The organism is Brachybacterium kimchii (assembly GCF_023373525.1).
GTDB classification, from domain to species: domain Bacteria; phylum Actinomycetota; class Actinomycetes; order Actinomycetales; family Dermabacteraceae; genus Brachybacterium; species Brachybacterium kimchii.
The window spans coordinates 1936435-1952882 of the sequence record NZ_CP097218.1 but is presented as its reverse complement, the minus strand read 5'-3'; the positions used below and the strand labels follow the sequence as shown (position 1 = coordinate 1952882).

The following is a 16448-nucleotide window of genomic DNA, read 5'->3' as shown; positions in this document are numbered from 1 at the left end:
GGCCGGAGCGGCCGCGGCGGGTGATCGGCGAGGATCCTGGAGGATCGTCGGCACCCGGCCGCGGCTTCGGACATTCCCTACGCCAGCGCTGACTGGATCAGGTTCGACGGGTCTGCTCTCAGCCGCCATCGGCGGCACCCCGTGTCACGTGCCGACGAGCCTAGCGCGCCGGAGAGGACGCCGGGGCGCGCCGCCCGCTCCACGGCCGACACGACGCTCCGCACGCCCGTGGCGCCACGGAATCCTGTGGTGCGCGCCTGTGATGTGTGGCACGGCGCTGCTCGGGGTGACCAGCTCAGAGAGTCGGTCGGGCGTCCAGGACGTCCGTGCGGAAGTCCGCGGCTCGACAAAATAGTTCGTGGCAACTAATACTTTCGGCACGGTCGCACGGACCGCACGCACACCGTCGCGAGCATCGCCCGACGGTCATGACGAAGGAGTCTCCCGTGTCCACTGCCGCACCCGATCTCGAGGTCGATCCGACCGTCGACCCGACGGGCAGCCCCAACATCCTCGGCCCGCGACTGCGCGTGCCCGCCATGGGCATCAAGCCGGACCGGAAGAAGCCGATCTGGTATGTCATCGGCATCTTCCTGGGGCAGTTCGGCCTGTTCGTCGCCCTGATGGGGCCCGCGACGGTGTCGGTCCAGATGAAGGCCCGCACGCTCTCGGACCTCCCGGCGGAGCAGGCCTCGATCGCGGCCGCCGCCCTCGCCCCGGGCGCGATCGCAGCGCTCGTCTTCAACGCCCTCGGCGGACGCCTCTCCGATCGCACGCGATCGGGACTGGGGCGGCGCCGACCGTGGATCATCGGCGGGGCCTTCGCGATGTGCGCGGCGATCCTCATCATGGCGATCGCGCCGAACGTCGTGGTGCTGGCCACCGGCTGGTTCATCGCGCAGGCCTGCGCGAACATGGCGTACGCGGCATACACGGCCTCGCTCGCCGATCAGCTGCCGGACGAGCAATACGGCAAGGTCTCCGGCATCGTGGGCATCGCCCAGAACTCCGCCATCATGGCCGCGACCTGGCTGGCCTCGTTCTTCGGCGGGACCATGGTGGGGCTGTTCATGATCCCCGCCGTGCTCGGCTTCGTGCTGGTGACCGTCTACGCGCTGATGATCCCGGATCCGGTGCTCAAGCAGAACCGCTACCCGTTCAACGTGCGCGAGCTGGTCACCTCGTTCTGGACCAATCCCCTGAAGTTCCCGGACTTCGGACTGGCCTGGTGGGGCAGGTTCATGATCATCCTGGCCTCCTACCTGTTCATCAGCTTCCGCGTGCTGTTCATGACGAACCACCTGGGGCTCGAGGACGCGGCGGCCGCCACCGCGGTCGCCACCGGCGTCACGATCTACACGGTGCTGTCCATGGTCGCCGGACTGGCCGCCGGATGGATCTCCGACCGGATCGGACGCCGCAAGGTGCTCGTGGCGGGGTCGATCCTCGTCTTCGGACTGGGCACCTACATGCTCGCCCACGTCGACTCCGTCGGCGGGTTCTTCCTGTGCGAGGCCATCATGGGCCTCGCCTACGGGACCTACCTCGCCGTCGACCTCGCACTCGTGTTCGAGGTGCTCCCCGACCGCAGGACGGCGGGCAAGGACCTGGGCGTCTTCAACATGGCCAACGCCCTGCCGCAGTCGATCGCCCCGGCCCTGGGCGGGATGCTCCTCGCCCGCATCGGCGGGGGCACCGACTTCACGGTCCTCTTCGTGGCCGCCGCGATCTCGGGCGTCATCGGCGCTGTGCTCACGATGTTCATCCGCGGCGTGAAATAGTAGGGGTGACACATTGATGACGGGCCGGTGCGGCACGATCGCACCGGCCCGCTCTCGTCCCAGGTCGACGGAGACCTGTGCCGAAGGGGAGCCCATGAACACCGAGCAGACCACGCGCGCCGCCGCGACCGCGAGCGCCGCCGAGGGGACCGTCGCCTCGCGCGGGCCGCGCGAGCGCAGCACCGCCAAGGGGCCGGCCGCCGAGAAGCGTCCGGTCCGTCGACGCCCGGGACGGCCCCGCGGGCAGGACTCCGCGGTGGTCCGCGAACAGGCGCTGCAGACGGCCGTGGACCTCATCGCCCGTCAGGGCTTCGGAGCGACCTCCATGGCGCAGGTCGCCGAGGGCGCCGGGATCTCGCCGTCGGGCCTCGCCCATCACTTCCCCTCGAAGAAGGCGCTGCTGGGGGCCGTGCTCGCCCATCGCGACGCCGTGGACAGCGACCCCATGCCCCCCGAGGGATCCACGCCGTGGTCCGCCTTCGACCATCTCGTCCGCGTCGCCGGGCTGAACATGCAGCGCCGCCAGATCGTGCTGCTCTACGCGACGGTCACGGGCGAGGCCACCACCCCCGACCACCCCGCGCACGAGTGGATGCTCGATCACTTCGAGGCGGTCATGGAATCGCTCATGCGCTGCCTGCGCCTGGACCAGGAGAAGGGCGACGTGCGCGAGGACGCCCCTGTGGAGCGCATCGCCCGGGAGACGGTCGCCCTCATGGACGGGCTGCAGCTGCAATGGCTCATCGACCCCTCGGTGGATATGGCGGAGATCCTCGGCGACCACGTCGCCCGGCTCAAAGAGGCCTGGGGAACGGGCCGGAACTGACGTCCGCTCGGGGCGGAGAGCCGCACGCGACCGGCAACGACTTGCCCCGTTCGGCCCGCGCGGCGTTCAATGGTGCGCGTCGGCCGCCCTCGGGCGCGCCGGCACGGCGGTGGGGCCCGCCGTACCCAACCTCGAAGATCGACAACGGTCCCTGTTCGCTCCCGGAGCGCGGCCCTCGCGCGCCGGGATCCGGCGGTCGCGCGCGCCCGCCCGACTCTGAACAGGAGTGATCCGTGACCCGACCCGAGGACCCGCATCCCGAGATCCCGCTCGACCCCGACGCCGAGAGCCCCGACCCCCCGGGCGGCACGACAGCGCCGAGCGACACCACTGCGCCGGGCGACACCACAGCACCCGACGTCCTCCTCCCAGCACGCGTCCGACCCCTGCACCTGCGGCCGGGCTCGATCGCCCTGGTGCTGATCGGCGGAACGCTCGGCACGGCCGCCCGCGAGGCCCTGACGCTCGCCGTCCCCGAGCTCGGCGGAGTGCCCGTCGCCCTGTTCGCGATCAACCTCGTGGGTGCCTTCCTCCTCGGGATCCTGCTCGAGGCCCTCGCCCGGAGCGGACCCGACCAGGGCGTGCGCCGCGCGCTGCGGCTGTGCGTCGGCACGGGAGTGATGGGCGGCTTCACCTCGTACAGCTCGCTCGCCCTCGCCATCGATCAGCTCATGGCCGACGGGCGGGTCCTCGTCGGCGCGGCTTTCGGGCTGGTCAGCGTCGTGCTCGGCGTGCTCTGCGCCGCCGCCGGCATCCTGGCCGCCTCCCGCCGCACTCCGCGGCGCACCGAGGGGGCCGCCCGATGAGCGCCGCGGTCTTCGTCCTGCTCAGCCTCGCCGGCGGCATCGGCGCGGTCGCCCGCTTCGTCGCCGACGGGCTCGTGCGCTCCCGCGTCGCCGGCGCCATGCCCTGGGGGACCGTGCTCATCAACGTCACCGGATCGCTGCTGCTGGGCCTCGTCACCGGGATGCTCGGCGCCCAGCTGCTGAGCCCCGAGCTGCAGGTCGTGCTGGGGGCCGGATTCCTCGGCGGCTACACCACCTTCTCGACCGCGAGCGTCGAGACCGCGCGACTGCTGCAGGAGCGCCGGGTGCTCTACGCCCTCGGGAACCTGCTGGGCTCGCTCGTCGTCGGCTCGGCCGCCGCTGCGCTGGGGCTCGTGGTCGGCGCGGCGCTCTGAGGACGCGCCCTCCCCGTCAGCAGTCGGAGACCAGGCGCAGCAGCACGCGGGCGCCGAAGCGGATCGCCTCGACCGGCACGCGCTCGTCGATGCCGTGGAACAGGGGAGCGAAGTCGAGGTCGGCAGGCAGCTGCAGGGGCGCGAAGCCGTAACCGGTGATGCCGAGCTCGGCGAGCTGCTTGTTGTCGGTGCCGCCGCTCAGGCAGTAGGGGAGCAGCTCGGCGCCGGGGTCCTCGGCGAGGATCGCGCGGTGCATCGCGGCGACGAACGGGGTGTCGTCGGGAGCATCGAGCGAGATGCCGAGGGTGTCCACGATCATCTCGACGTCGGGCCCCGAGAGCTCGTCGATGAGCGCGAGCAGCTCGTCCTGGTGGCCGGGCAGGAAGCGGCAGTCGAGCTCCGCCTCGGCGGTCTGCGGGATCACGTTGCCCTTGTATCCGGCGCTGAGCGTGGTCGCGTTCGCGGTGTCCGAGAGGGTGCCGGAGACGAACTGGCGCGCGCCGCCCAGCAGCGGCAGGAACGCCGCGGGGTCCGCCTCGTCCCAGTCGCGCCCGCTGATCTCGCCCACGCGGTCGAAGAGGGTGCGCACGCTCGCGATGTACTCGTAGGGGAACTCGTGCGCGTCGATCGCGGCGATCGCGCGCGACAGCCGCACGATCGCGTTCTCGTCGTTGGGGACCGAGCCGTGTCCGGCGCGGCCGTGGGCCCGCAGACGCATCCAGGCGTAGCCCTTCTCGGCGGTCTGCAGCAGATAGGCGCGCACGTCGCGCCCGGTGCCCTTCTCGGGGACGGTGATCGAGTAGCCGCCCACCTCGCTGATCGCCTCGGTGCATCCCTCGAAGATCTCGGGGCGGTTCGCGACCATCCAGCGGGAGCCGAGCACGCCGCCGGCCTCCTCGTCGGCGAACATGACGATGACCAGGTCCCGCGGCGGCTTCTGCCCGGTGCGGGCGAGGTGCCGCACGAGCGCGAGGATCATGCCGTCCATGTCCTTCATGTCCACGGCGCCGCGGCCGTAGAGGACGCCGTCGCGGACCTCGGCGGCGAAGGGGTCGACGCTCCAGTCCTCGGCGTTCGCGGGCACGACGTCGAGGTGGCCGTGGATCACCAGGCCGCCGCGCTCGCGGTCCTCGCCGGGGATGCGCAGCACCACGCTCGCGCGCCCGGGCTCGGACTCCATGATCTCCGGCTCGTACCCGACCTCGCGCAGCCGTCCGGCCACGTACTCGGCGGCCTCGCGCTCACCGGGCCCCTTGTTGCCGCCGAAGTTGCTGGTGTCGATGCGGATGAGATCGCGCGTGATCTGCACCGCCTCGTCCTGCAGCAGCGTCAGCTCGTCCTGGGTCGGTGCGGAGAGGGGCACGCGGCGTTCCTTCCATCTCGGGGTCTCAGGGTCTGCTCGGGATGAGCCGCAGGGCTCCTGCGCGGGCGTGCGCGCAACGTCGAGTCGTCCCGGCCAGCGTACGCGCGGAGAGGGGCTCGACGGGACGCGCCCAAGCTGCCGACCGTTCAGCCGTGGGGACGATAGGAGTCCAGCGCCGGATCATGGATCGCGACGGCCAGGCGGGTGTCGGCCTGGCCGTAGTAGGCGAGCCAGCGACCGTGGAAGTGGACGAGTCCCTCGACGAACGTGACGCTCGGGACCAGTCCTTCCGTCTCGGCGCGGGTGGCGGGCCGGAGCCAGGGGACATCGGTGTGCGCGAGCACCCGCGTGGGATCCGACTGGGCCAGGGCGAGCTGCCCGCAGCGGTAATCGACCTCGTGCGGCGACTGGGCGACGGCCCCGTTGATGAGCAGCACCAGGAGCCCCTCCGCGGTCGCCACCGGCGGGGCTCCGATCTCCACCAGGGTGGCGTCGAACCGCGAGGGGTCCGCGGAGGGACGGTGGATGGGACGATCCTGCGCGCACGGTGTCCAGTGCAGAAGATCAGTGCTGGTCGCGACGTAGATCGCACCTTCACCGAAGTACATGACATAGACCCCGTCGATCGGTTCGGGCCAGATCACGCCGGCCTTCGACCAGGGCCCGTCGGGACCGTAGGGGAGCGTGCCCCACGTGTTGAACTGCGGGAACAGCGGTCCGTGCTTCTCCCAGGCATGGAGGTCGCTCGAGGTCGCGAGGCAGAGCTGCGCGCGATGGCCGTCGTAGCCGGTGTACGTGAGGTAGAAGGTCCCGTCGATGCGGGTGATTCGCGGGTCCTCGCAGCCGGCGGACTCGAAGTCGTGCTCGGGGACGAGCACGGGCTCCGCCTCGCGGGTGAAGCTCAGCCCGTCGCGACTGCGGGCGAGGCCGATCCGGGAGACCAGGTCCTCGCCGTGCGCGCGGTACAGCAGCACCACCTCGTCCTCGACGACGATCGCCGCCGGGTTGTAGAGGTTCGCGGACTCCCAGCCGTCCCCGCGCGGCTCGAGGATCGGATTGCGCTCACTGGGGGTGAACGGACCGAGCGGGAAGACGGCGGCCGGGGCGGAGGGGGAGGTGTGCGACATCAGCGGACCCTTCTGACGGGAATGATGCAGGCGGCCGCGACCACGCAGGTCACGGCCACCGCGATGAACGAGGCCTCGTATCCGACGGCCGATGAGAGCGAGCCGGCGACGATCGGGGCGAAGACGGCGGGGAGGGTGTTGGAGGCGTTGAGGACGGAGAGGTCCTTGGCGACGTGGTCCTGGTCGGGCAGCACGTCGAGCATCAGCGCGGCGTCGACCGAGAGGTAGGCCCCGTACGCGATGCCGCCCAGGGCGAAGAACGCCAGGAAGGCCCATGGGGTGCGGAACGCCATCAGCGGCACCACGGCCACCGCCGTGAGCAGAGGGGCCGCGATCACGAACGGCCGCCGTCCGAGCCGGTCCGAGAGTGGACCAGCGATCACCGTGGCCGCTCCGGCGCAGACCGCGAGCACCGCGGAGGCCGTGGCGATCAGGTTCCCGGCGGCCTGGCGCTCCAGCCCGATGTAGTCGCTCGCGATGAAGACCTGGTAGAGGACGACCATGTAGAGCGCGAGCACGAAGAGGAAGCGGCCGACGAAGACCAGCCAGTACTGCAGGTCGGCCGGAGGGACGAGGGCCCGCAGGAAGCCTCGTGCCCCGCCCGTCGGCCGTGGTTCGTCGAGGCTCGAGCGCCGGGGCAGGGCGATGGCGACGCCCACGCAGACCACGAGCATGATCCAGGGCACGGCGAGCAGACCGTGCTGGGGTCGGGTGATGAACAGGGCGGTCAGCACGCCGCCGACGACCGTGCCCAGCAGCACGCCCAGCCCGGCCAGCCCGGACATGCGCCCAAAGATCCTGGGGACGAGGTGATCGGGGCCGACGGCGAGCACGGCGGCGATCATCGCGTTGATCGACATCTGGAAGAGGGCCCAGCCGATCACGACGAGGACGCGGGAGCTGCTCGCGCCCGTGAGCATGAGGGAGAGGGACCCGATGATCGCGCCTCCGGCGATCCACGGGGCTCTCTTCCCGAAGCGGCTGCGCGTGCGATCCGAGAGGGTGCCCGTGATGACGATGGTGACCGCCGCGAGCAGGGCGCCCACCGTGGAGGCCGTGGTGTAGAAGCCGATCGGGTCGCCGGGCGCGATCGCGTCGGACGCGGCCTGCAGGTACGCCCCGCCGGCATTGTTGGTCGCGGACCAGCCGAGGTTGAACACCAGCACGAGCGGGCCGATGATGCCCAGGGTCTCCCGCAGTGCGGTGCGCGGGCCGGCCTCGGTGGACGTGGACGTGGACGGTGGCTGTGCGTCCGGGAGCGGACGGGGTGGAGTGGGCATGGCGGGCTCCTCATCGGGCCTCGTGGGATGGGCGACGGGTCGTGACGTCTCAGAACTCCGGCGTCCAGAGGGCGGGCGCGGAGCCCGGCGGTGTGTATGCGCTGAGGAGGAGCTCGTCGAGCCTCGAGTGCAGCCGGGGCGCCCGGATCTCGAGGTCCCGGGCGCGCCCCGCTGCGAGATCGATGGCGTTGTCGTCTGCCAGGACGTCGTCCGCGCCGAGGGTCACGGTGAGCCCGAGCGCCAGGGTGCGCGCCTGCAGGCGCAGACGTGCGCGATCGCCGGTGGATTCGAGCACCTGTGACCGGACGTCGGGAACCGGAAGTGGCACGTCCTTGAGCGCGCCCCCGAGCAGCCGGTTGCCCGGCACCCGCGCCGGGCCCCCGGCGTCCTCGACCCAGGCGATCGTCCCGGCATCGAGCACGTGCGGCCCCTCGGCGAAGAACGCCGTGGAGGACGCCGGAAGCGTCCACAGCACAGCGGCGCCGTGGGCGGGGGCGGCGCCTGCGGCCTCGTCCTCGAGCAGCACGGTCCCGTCGGCCCGCTCGAGACGCACGCGCAGGCGCACGTCCGCGGGCTCGGGCGTCGAGTTGACGGCCCAGAGACGCAGCATCCCCTCGGAGTCCTCGAAGGAGGCGATCACGGGGGCGAAGGCCCTGCGCACCGCGTGGAACGCCTGCTTCCTGCGCAGGGCATGGTCGACGAGCGCCCACGTCATCCCCGGCCAGGGCTCGTTCAGCTGCCAGATCAGGGCGCCGCTGGTCCACGGCTCCTGCCGGCGATAGTGCTCGATGCCGTACTTCATCCCCTCGGCCTGCAGGGCCTGGGTGGCGCGGACGTACTCCGCGAACGTGCGCGGGATGCCGGTCTCGACCTCGAGGATCGAGAGCGCCTTGTCCTTCGGCTCGTCCCGGATCCGCGAGCGCAGGACGGGGGAGTCCAGCCGCAGGTGCTCGTGGGGGACGACCTGCTCGAGAGTGGGAGCGCAGGCGGCGGAGAGGATCCCGAACTCGCTGATGAAGCGCCCGGTGTCGTGGCGGTAGCGGCGGAAGTGGGCCGCTTCGCCGAAGGATGCGTGCTGATCGGGATCCAGGGCCCCCAGCGGGAGCCCGTGCCAGACCTCCCAGGCATGGCGATCGCCGTCGGCGACGCCGTTGACGCCGGCGGGATCGTCCTCGCCGAAGGGCGAGTTCGGCCAGTACGGCACCTCCGACGCGATCTCGGCGAGGACCCGGGGGATCAGCTCGCGGATGATGTGCCAGCCCCACGCGCCCGGCTCGAGTGAGCCGTGGGCGAGCTCATGGAGCGCGAGCACTTCGTTGCCCCCGGTGAGGAGTGCGAGCGACGGGTGCTCGGCGAGGCGGGCGGCCTGGACGCGGATCTCGGCCTCCACCTCCGTGAGGAAGTCGGTCGTCTCCGCCTGGTCGCTGCAGGCGAAGGGCGCGTCCTGCCAGATCAGCAGGCCGAGCTCGTCCGCGGCCCCGAGGAGCGCGTCGCTCGCGTACCCGCCGCCTCCCCAGACGCGCAGCATCGTCATGCCCGCCTCCCGGGCGAGCTCCGCCAGACGGCGCTCGCGGTCAGGATCCGGGCGCAGCATATCGTCGGGGACGATGCTCGCCCCGCGCGCGAACGTCCTCGTGCCGTTGACCGCGACGTGGAAGGCCCTGTGCCCGTCGCCCTCGTCCTCCCGCACGAGCTCGATCGTCCGGATGCCGACGCGTCGGGCCAGCCCCGTGCCGTCGGTCAGCGCCGCCGTGAGGGTGTGCAGACGGGGCTCTCCCAGGTCGTGGGGCCACCAGAGCTCTGCGGCGGGGATCCTCAGGCGGGCGCGTGCCTCACCGTCCCGATCGGCGATCGCGTGCGTGGACAGGGGGCCGGTGGAGCAGGAGGAGCAGGCGATGCCGGCGGGCCGTGCGATCTCGAAGTCGACCCGTGCGCCGGCGGCGGTGGTCCGAGCGATCAGCTCGACCTCGGCCGCACCGTCCGGGTCCAGGGCGAGCGTGCGCAGGCGCACCCCGAGGACCCGCCGCTCGGACCGCTGCACGACCTCGATGGCCCGCACGCCGATCGAGGGGAGCCGCGGCGCGAAGTCCCAGCCGAAGTGCACCACGGGCTTGCGCCGCAGCACCGTGCGGGGATCGCCGAACAGGCCCTGGTCGTCGCTGCCGCCGCCGTCGGAGGCATCGCGGCCCATCGCCGCGGCGAGCAGCCGCGCCGTCTCGAGCGGTCCCTCCGGGGCCTCCAGGCCCCACAGCGGGGGATCGATGCGGATCAGCAGCTCGTGGGAACCGTCAGGGCCGTCGGGCAGGGGGATCTCGAGATCGCGGTAGAGCGAGGCGTGGGTCGCCGCGAGCTCGCCGTCGAGCCAGAGGGTCGCCGCGAGGTCCAGGCCGCGCACCCGCAGGAGGCGTTCGCCCTCCGGACCCGCCTCCCGGTCCGTCGCGGGGATCGTGGTGCGCAGCCACCACGCGCGCTGCTGGATCCAGCCGAGCCGCTCGGAGTTCTCCGCGACGTACGGGTGGTCGATGCGATGCGCGCGGTGCAGGGCGTCGTGCACCTCGAAGGGGAGGTCGGCCTCGAGCCAGCCCTCGTCGCCGGGGTCGAGGGAGGTCGGCGGCACGGCCGGCTCCGACTCGGTGAACCCGGGGCGGCCGACTGCGGTGATCGTCTCGGTGGTCCGCACCGGTTCGCTCATGAACGGTCGCTCCTCTGCGCAAGAAAAATGCGAGTAACTCGCAAAAGCGAGAGTATTGCAGGATCTCGGGCGGGGCAAGGCCCGATGTCCGCCCGGCCGCGCCCCGTGCTCGTGGCTCCCTGCTCGCGGTTCGTAGACTTCGGCCCGTGGGACTTCGAGAGCGCAAGGCGCAGCAGACGCGGGAGCGGATCGTGGAGGTCGCCCTCGCGCGGTTCGCGACCCAGGGCTACGACCGGACCACCATGGAGGGCATCGCCGCCGAGGCGGGCGTCCACCCCGCCACGCTCTACCGCTATTTCCCGAGCAAGGACCAGATCGTCCTCGCGGAGTTCGCGACCTCGATCGAGAAGCTCGCGGAGACCTTCGAGGACAGCTCGCCGGATCTTCGGCCGGAGGCCGCGCTCATGCAGGCGATCGATGCCGTGCTGGAGCCGGAGGACCAGGAGCACAGGGAGCAGCGTCGCCAGCTGCGCGCGATCATCGACCAGTCGCCGCCCGCGCGGGCCAGGGTGTGGGACCTCCTCGCCCAGCAGCGCCGCAGGCTCGCGGACGAGATCGGCCGCCGCACGGGCACCGAGCCGACGGCGCCGCGGATCGTGCTCACCGCGCGCCTGGCGGTGCTCGTCGCGGAGACGGCGGCCGATCTCTGGCGCGACGGCGACGGCGAGACGCCGGGGCGCGAGATCGCGCGCGACCTCGCGCGGCTGCTCGCGGACGGCAGCGTCCTCCTCCCCGACGCCGGCGCAGACATCGACGCCGACGTCGACGCGGGCTAGCCCGCCCGCAGCTCCCGGCGGGCCGCGGCCTCGACGTGCTCACCCAGGTCCCGCAGCAGAGCGGGAGGCGTGCGCCACGCCTGCCAGTACAGCGGCGTGGCGACCTCGGGTCCGCCCAGGGGGATCAGCCGTCCCTCCTCGCGCAGGGGGACCGACTGCTGCAGCGGCATCATCGCCCAGCCGAGCCCCTCCACGACCGCGCTCGCGAGGTCGTGCGTCGAGGGCACGAGGTGGCGCGGGGCGTCCGCGGGGCCGACGGCGTGCGCACGCAGCCACTGCGCCTGCAGCTGGTCGGTACGGTCGAAGTCGATGCGCGGGGCGCGGGAGAGGACATCGGCCGACGGCGGCTCGGCCCCGCGCCCCGTCCCGGATCCTTCTCCCCACCGCTCGCACCACGCCGGGGAGGCGACAGCCTCGTACACGAGGCTGCCCAGGGGCGTCACCGAGCACCCGGGGGAGGCCTGCGCGGAGGAGGTCACGGCGGCCATCGCGGCGCCGCTCTCGAGGAGGCGCGCGGTCGCGTCCTGGTCCTCGCGCAGCACCTCGACCTGGACGTCGTGCGCGGCGACGAACGCGGCGAGCGGCTCGATGAACCAGGTCGCCGACGAGTCGGAGTTCACGGCGACGGAGATCCGGGGAGCCTGCGCCTCGCCGTCGAGCCCGAGGGCCTCGTGGGCCTCGTGCTCGATGAGCGCGTGGCGGCGCGCGAAGCGGATCACCGCCTGCCCGGCGCCCGTGGCGCTCACCGGACGGGATCGCACCAGCATGCGCCGCCCCAGCTGCTGCTCGAGCTGACGCACGCGCTGGCTGACCGCCGAGGGTGTGAGGTGCAGGCGTCGCGAGGCCGCCTCGAGCGACCCTTCGTCCACGACGGTCGCGAGGGTCTGCGCGAGGACGGGATCGATGCGCGTGGGAGCGACGCGCAGGGGATCGGTGCTCATGAAGCAACGCTACATCTGCGTGAAGAATCTTCGCTGGCGCTTCAGGTGCGCGGCTCGTAGCGTCGAAGGATGCCTGCTCCCCTCCACGGCCTGCTCACGGGTCTCGCACTCATCGTCGCCATCGGCTCGCAGAACGTCTTCGTCCTGCGCCAGGGCCTGCGCCGCGAGCACGTGCTCGCCGTGGTCGTGGTCTGCACGCTCTCGGACGTCGTGCTGATCAGCGCCGGCGCCGGCGGACTCGGGCTGCTGGTCGCCGGCGCGCCGCAGCTGGTGCAGGTCGCGCGGTGGGCGGGGGCGGCGTTCCTCGTCGGCTACGCGCTCCTCGCCGCGCGTCGGGCCCTGCGGCCGACGGGCGAGGCGCTCGAGGCGGAGGGCCCGACGGGCCGGCGAAGCGGGACGACCGCCGTCGCACTCACCGCGCTGGCGCTCACCTGGCTGAACCCGCACGTGTACCTCGACACCGTGCTCCTGCTGGGGTCGGTGGCGGCGACGCACGGGCCCGACCGCTGGCAGTTCGCCCTCGGTGCCGTCGTCGGCAGCGCCCTGTGGTTCTCGGCGCTCGGCTTCGGCGCCCGCGCGCTCAGCGGCCCGCTCGCGAGCCCGCGCGCCTGGCGGGTGCTGGACGCCCTGGTCGCGGTGACGATGATCGTGGTCGCGGTGATGCTGGTGACGGGCGGCTGACGCCCGGGCGGGGATGGGCTCAGTCGACGGGCGCGCCGCGCATCTCCACGGAGATCTCCTCGGCGTCGATCGTCGCGAGCACGTGCTCGACCATCTCCGCGTCGAACAGCCCGTCGTCGCGCGCATCCAGCAGAGCCTTGCGCTGCGCCCGGAGGATCCGCAGCATCTCCGCCTTGTCGGGATGGCCGCCGGGCCGGCCCGTGCGACCGGGCTTCGTGGCCGGCGCGTCGGTGCCGGGCCCCGCATCGTCGGCGCCCGACCCTCGCTCCTCACCCTCGTCGGCGGGCTGTTCGCCGTCCGGATCCGCGCCCGTCGTGGCCTCACCCGGCGCGTCCTCGCCCGGCGCGTTCTCGCCCTCCGCGTTCCCCGCGCCGATCGTGCTGGTCCCTCCGGCGGCGGCTGCGGCGCCGGCGAGCAGGTCGAAGATCGCCTCGCGCTGGCGGCGATCGAACTCCTCGGCCTCGACGTCGGCCTCCCCGGCGGGGAAGAGGTGCTTCGCGAGCTTGCCGACGGTCCCTCCCTGGATCAGCAGGGAGAGCGTCGCGACGGCGAAGGCGATGAACACCAGCAGCGGACGGTGGGGGACCGAGGCGGGCAGGGTCTGGGCGGCCGCCACGGTGACGGCGCCGCGCATCCCGCCCCAGATCAGCATGATGCCCTCGCTGCGTCCCAGATCCTGGCGGGAGTAGTAGCCGAAGTCCGCGCGGGCGCGCCGCAGCCGCGTGGCGAACAGCTCCGTGTTCTTCACGGTCACCGCCTCGCCCCGGCGGGGCCCGCCGCGCCGCGGCATGCGGATGTCCTCGCCGGCCTCGATCATCTTCTGCATCGCGGCGATGCGCTCGTTCATCGCCTCGCCGCGCACCCGCGATCGGCGCAGCCGTTTGAGCAGCGTGCGCACCAGCAGGGAGCGCACCGCGAGGGTGACCACGAGGGCGAGCGCGGTCAGGCCGAGGCCCGCGAGGATCCCCAGGCTGTCCTCGTGCAGCGCCTCGAGCACGGTGGTGATCTGCAGGCCCATGGTGAGGAACACGAATCCCTCGAGCAGCAGCTGGATGCTGGCCCAGTTCTCCGCGCTGGACATGCGGTGGCGCGGCGGCAGCACCCGCGGATCGAGCGTGCCGGTGATGAGGCCCGCGACGACCGCCGCGACCAGGCCCGAGCTGCCCAGCATCTCCGTGGGCACCGAGGCGATGAACGGCAGGGTGAAGGTGAGCGCGGTGTTCACGGTCGCGCTCTCGATGTGCTTGCGCACCACGAAGCTCACGGCCGCGACGATCACGCCGATGATGATCGCGACCACGAGCGACCAGGCGAAGGACCCCAGCGCCCCTGCGAGGGAGAAGCCCGAGGCCGTCGCGACGATCGCCGTGCGCAGGATGACCAGGGCCGTCGCATCGTTCAGCAGGCTCTCGCCCTCGAGGATCGTCACCACCCGACCGGGCACCCGGCCTCCGCGGATGATCGAGGTCGCGACCGCGTCCGTGGGGCTCAGCACGGCGCCCAGGGCCACGCCCCACACGTAGGAGACGCCCGGCACCAGCCAGGCGAAGAGGCCCCCGAGGGCGAGCGACGACGTGATCACGAGGATGATCGAGAGAGCGCTGATCGGGTAGATGTCGCGGCGGAAGCTGATCGCGGGCATCCGCACCGCGGAGGCGTACAGCAGGGGCGGCAGGATCACCTCGAGGATCAGCTCGGGCTCGATCTCGACGGCGGGCACCCCGGGCACGACGGAGACCAGGATCCCGATGCCCACGAGGATCAGCGGTGCCGCGGTCCGCACGCGCGGCGCGATCACGTCGGTCGCGCAGATCACGATGATCGCGGCGACCGCGAGGGCGATGGGGAGGGTCACGGCGGGCTCCGTCCGGACGGGCGTGCAGGTCATCTCGCAGCGGGCGGGCGCGTCCGGGAGTGCGGGAGAGCACTCGGCTGCATGCGCTGCACGTGCGGCCACGAGCGTAGCGTGAGCGCATCGAGCCGCCCCGCGCTCCCTCGCCCCGCCACCGGAGATGAGTCGTCATGTCGCCCTCAGAGTCCACTCCCGCCGCCGCCCCCTCGCTCATCCCGCTCGGCGCGACGCAGCCGCTCGTCGTCGACGTCTGGACCGACGTCGTCTGCCCCTGGTGCTACGTGGGCGAGGGCCGGCTCGAGCAGGCCATCCAGGAGGCCGGGCTCGCCGGGAAGGTGCAGGTGCGCACGCACTCCTTCGAGCTGGACCCCTCGGCCCCCACACGCGCCGAGGAGCGCGCGGCAGGGCAGTCGCCCACGAACGTCGAGCACCTGATGCAGAAGACCGGCCGCGGCGCCGAGGAGGTGCGCGGCATGGAGGAGCAGATCGCGCAGCTCGCCCGGGAGCTCGGGCGCGACTACGCCCTCGAGCGGCCGGTCGCGAGCACCCGCCCCGCCCATCGCCTGCTGCAGGCCGTGCGCGCCGCGGCGGGGGAGGAGGCCGCGAAGGACTTCTTCCTCTCCCTGCAGCGCGGCTACTTCCGCGGCGAGCTCGACCCCTTCGAGGACGAGGTTCTCGTGGAGCACGCCGTCGCGGCGGGACTCCATGCGCAGGCGGCGCGCGAGGTCCTGGCCTCGGACGCCCACGACAGCGAGGTCGACGAGGAGGTGCGCGCCGCGGTCGAGATGGGGGCGCGCGGCGTCCCGTTCATGGTCCTCGGCGACACCTACGCCGCCCCCGGCGCGCTCCCGGTCGAGGCGCTGCGCGGCGCCCTCGAGGAGCTCGGCCGGGCCCGCGGGCTGCTGGGCGAGGACGGCGCGGCCGACGGGCCGACGGGGATCATCGGCGGGGAGGCCTGCGGCATCGACGGGAACTGCTGAGGCCGGCACGAACTGCAGAGCCGGGCTCCGCCGAGAGACGACGGGCCCGATCCGCTGCGTGCGGATCGGGCCCGTCGGGGTTCAGGAGCGGGAGATCACCTGTCGGCGGGACCGGTGTCCTCGGCGAGCTCCGCGGCGCCGTCAGCGGTGTCGACGGCGACGGCATCGCCCGAGCCGGCATCGGCATCGACGTGGGCGGCATCGGCGGCGGCGGCCGCGGGAGCCGGGGAGACCTCGTCGGACTGCTTGATGAGCGACATCTCGAACTCGAGGTTGATGCGATCGGAGATCAGCAGGCCGCCCGAGTCCAGCGGGGTGTTCCAGGTGACGCCCCATTCGCGGCGGTCGATGCGGCGCGTGCCCTCGAAGCCCGCGCGCAGGTTCCCGAAGGGATCGGTGTCCACGCCCACGAAGTGCAGCGGAATGCTCATCGGCCGGGTGATCCCGTGGATCGTGAGGTCGCCGCTGACGATGTATCCGCCCTCGTCGACCTCCTCGACGCGGCTCGAGCGGAACACCATCTCCGGATGCGCCTCGACGTCGAAGAAGTCGGCGCTGCGCAGGTGCTCGTCGCGCGCCGAGCTGCGGGTGTCGATGCTGGCCATCTGCACGGTCACCTCGACATGGGAGCGGTTGTGGTCCTCCTCGTCGAAGGCGATCGTGCCGGCGACGTCGTTGAACGCGCCGCGCACCTTCGTGACCATCGCGTGGCGGGAGGAGAAGCCGATCCGCGAGTGGTCGGGGTCGACGGTCCAGGTGCCTGTGAGCTGGGAGGACATCAGCGGACCACCGTCCCCTCGGGTGCCATCGGGATCGGGCGCGACGACTCCGTCGCGCGCGTCGAGAAGGTGGTGTTCGGGTGGGGCATGGGTGCTCCTTGGAAAAGGGGGACCGGTCCCGGGCGCCGGGATGCGGACGCCCGGACGGGGAGGCGTCGTGCCCGTGGGTGGGACAAAACGGACGCCCGGA

The 16448-nt window shown here is 72.5% G+C and carries 14 protein-coding genes and 1 riboswitch; of the genes, 7 read left to right on the top strand and 7 right to left on the bottom strand.

Annotated elements, in window-relative coordinates:
* Positions 1 to 56: 56 nt before the first annotated feature.
* Positions 57 to 152, bottom strand: a riboswitch (TPP riboswitch).
* 294 nt (positions 153 to 446) lie between these two features.
* The 4 genes from M4486_RS09210 to crcB all read left to right on the top strand — a co-directional run bounded on the left by M4486_RS09210 (position 447) and on the right by crcB (position 3787).
* A complete protein-coding gene (locus M4486_RS09210; RefSeq protein ID WP_249480858.1) occupies positions 447 to 1781 on the top strand; it encodes an MFS transporter in 1335 nt (444 codons plus the stop codon).
* Positions 1782 to 1875: 94 nt separating this feature from the next.
* A complete protein-coding gene (locus M4486_RS09205) occupies positions 1876 to 2607 on the top strand; it encodes a TetR/AcrR family transcriptional regulator (protein ID WP_249480857.1) in 732 nt (243 codons plus the stop codon).
* Positions 2608 to 2840: 233 nt separating this feature from the next.
* Positions 2841 to 3413 (top strand): fluoride efflux transporter FluC, encoded by a 573-nt coding sequence (locus M4486_RS09200; RefSeq protein ID WP_249480856.1) that lies wholly within the window; start codon positions 2841 to 2843, stop codon positions 3411 to 3413.
* Positions 3410 to 3787, top strand: coding sequence for a fluoride efflux transporter CrcB (gene crcB, locus M4486_RS09195; RefSeq protein WP_249480855.1), 378 nt, complete (start codon positions 3410 to 3412; stop codon positions 3785 to 3787). Before M4486_RS09200 ends, crcB begins: the two co-directional genes overlap by 4 nt.
* Before the next feature lie 16 nt (positions 3788 to 3803).
* Here crcB and M4486_RS09190 read toward each other — a convergent pair whose 3' ends face one another.
* The 4 genes from M4486_RS09190 to M4486_RS09175 form a co-directional block, all read right to left on the bottom strand.
* Entirely contained in the window at positions 3804 to 5150 is a 1347-nt protein-coding gene (locus M4486_RS09190) for a M20/M25/M40 family metallo-hydrolase (RefSeq protein WP_249480854.1), read from the bottom strand.
* Between the two features lie 146 nt (positions 5151 to 5296).
* Positions 5297 to 6277 (bottom strand): glycoside hydrolase family 130 protein, encoded by a 981-nt coding sequence (locus tag M4486_RS09185; protein ID WP_249480853.1) that lies wholly within the window; start codon positions 6275 to 6277, stop codon positions 5297 to 5299.
* Positions 6277 to 7557: an MFS transporter gene (locus tag M4486_RS09180; RefSeq protein WP_249480852.1), complete on the bottom strand. Its 1281-nt coding sequence runs from the start codon at positions 7555 to 7557 to the stop codon at positions 6277 to 6279. The genes M4486_RS09185 and M4486_RS09180 overlap by 1 nt, the downstream gene beginning before the upstream one ends.
* Positions 7558 to 7606: 49 nt before the next feature.
* Positions 7607 to 10249 carry a glycosyl hydrolase 2 galactose-binding domain-containing protein gene (locus M4486_RS09175; RefSeq protein WP_249480851.1) on the bottom strand — a complete coding sequence of 881 codons (2643 nt, stop codon included), beginning with the start codon at positions 10247 to 10249 and terminating at the stop codon, positions 7607 to 7609.
* Positions 10250 to 10395: 146 nt separating this feature from the next.
* On the opposite strand from M4486_RS09175, the gene M4486_RS09170 reads away from it, so the two are divergent.
* Entirely contained in the window at positions 10396 to 11025 is a 630-nt protein-coding gene (locus tag M4486_RS09170) for a TetR/AcrR family transcriptional regulator (RefSeq protein WP_249480850.1), read from the top strand.
* Here M4486_RS09170 and M4486_RS09165 read toward each other — a convergent pair.
* On the bottom strand, positions 11022 to 11966 hold the full coding sequence (locus M4486_RS09165; protein ID WP_249480849.1) for an ArgP/LysG family DNA-binding transcriptional regulator: 945 nt from the start codon (positions 11964 to 11966) through the stop codon (positions 11022 to 11024). The two genes, M4486_RS09170 and M4486_RS09165, sit on opposite strands and share 4 nt — an antisense overlap.
* Before the next feature lie 69 nt (positions 11967 to 12035).
* Here M4486_RS09165 and M4486_RS09160 point away from each other — a divergent pair, with 69 nt between their 5' ends.
* Entirely contained in the window at positions 12036 to 12647 is a 612-nt protein-coding gene (locus M4486_RS09160; RefSeq protein ID WP_249480848.1) for a LysE/ArgO family amino acid transporter, read from the top strand.
* Positions 12648 to 12666: 19 nt separating this feature from the next.
* On the opposite strand, the gene M4486_RS09155 is transcribed toward M4486_RS09160, so the two are convergent.
* A complete protein-coding gene (locus M4486_RS09155) occupies positions 12667 to 14502 on the bottom strand; it encodes a cation:proton antiporter (RefSeq protein WP_249480847.1) in 1836 nt (611 codons plus the stop codon).
* Positions 14503 to 14669: 167 nt separating this feature from the next.
* Between M4486_RS09155 and M4486_RS09150 the strand changes: the two genes are divergently transcribed.
* On the top strand, positions 14670 to 15479 hold the full coding sequence (locus M4486_RS09150; RefSeq protein ID WP_249480846.1) for a DsbA family oxidoreductase: 810 nt from the start codon (positions 14670 to 14672) through the stop codon (positions 15477 to 15479).
* 95 nt (positions 15480 to 15574) lie between these two features.
* On the opposite strand, the gene M4486_RS09145 is transcribed toward M4486_RS09150, so the two are convergent.
* Positions 15575 to 16258: a YceI family protein gene (locus M4486_RS09145; RefSeq protein ID WP_346731779.1), complete on the bottom strand. Its 684-nt coding sequence runs from the start codon at positions 16256 to 16258 to the stop codon at positions 15575 to 15577.
* Positions 16259 to 16448 lie beyond the last annotated feature (190 nt).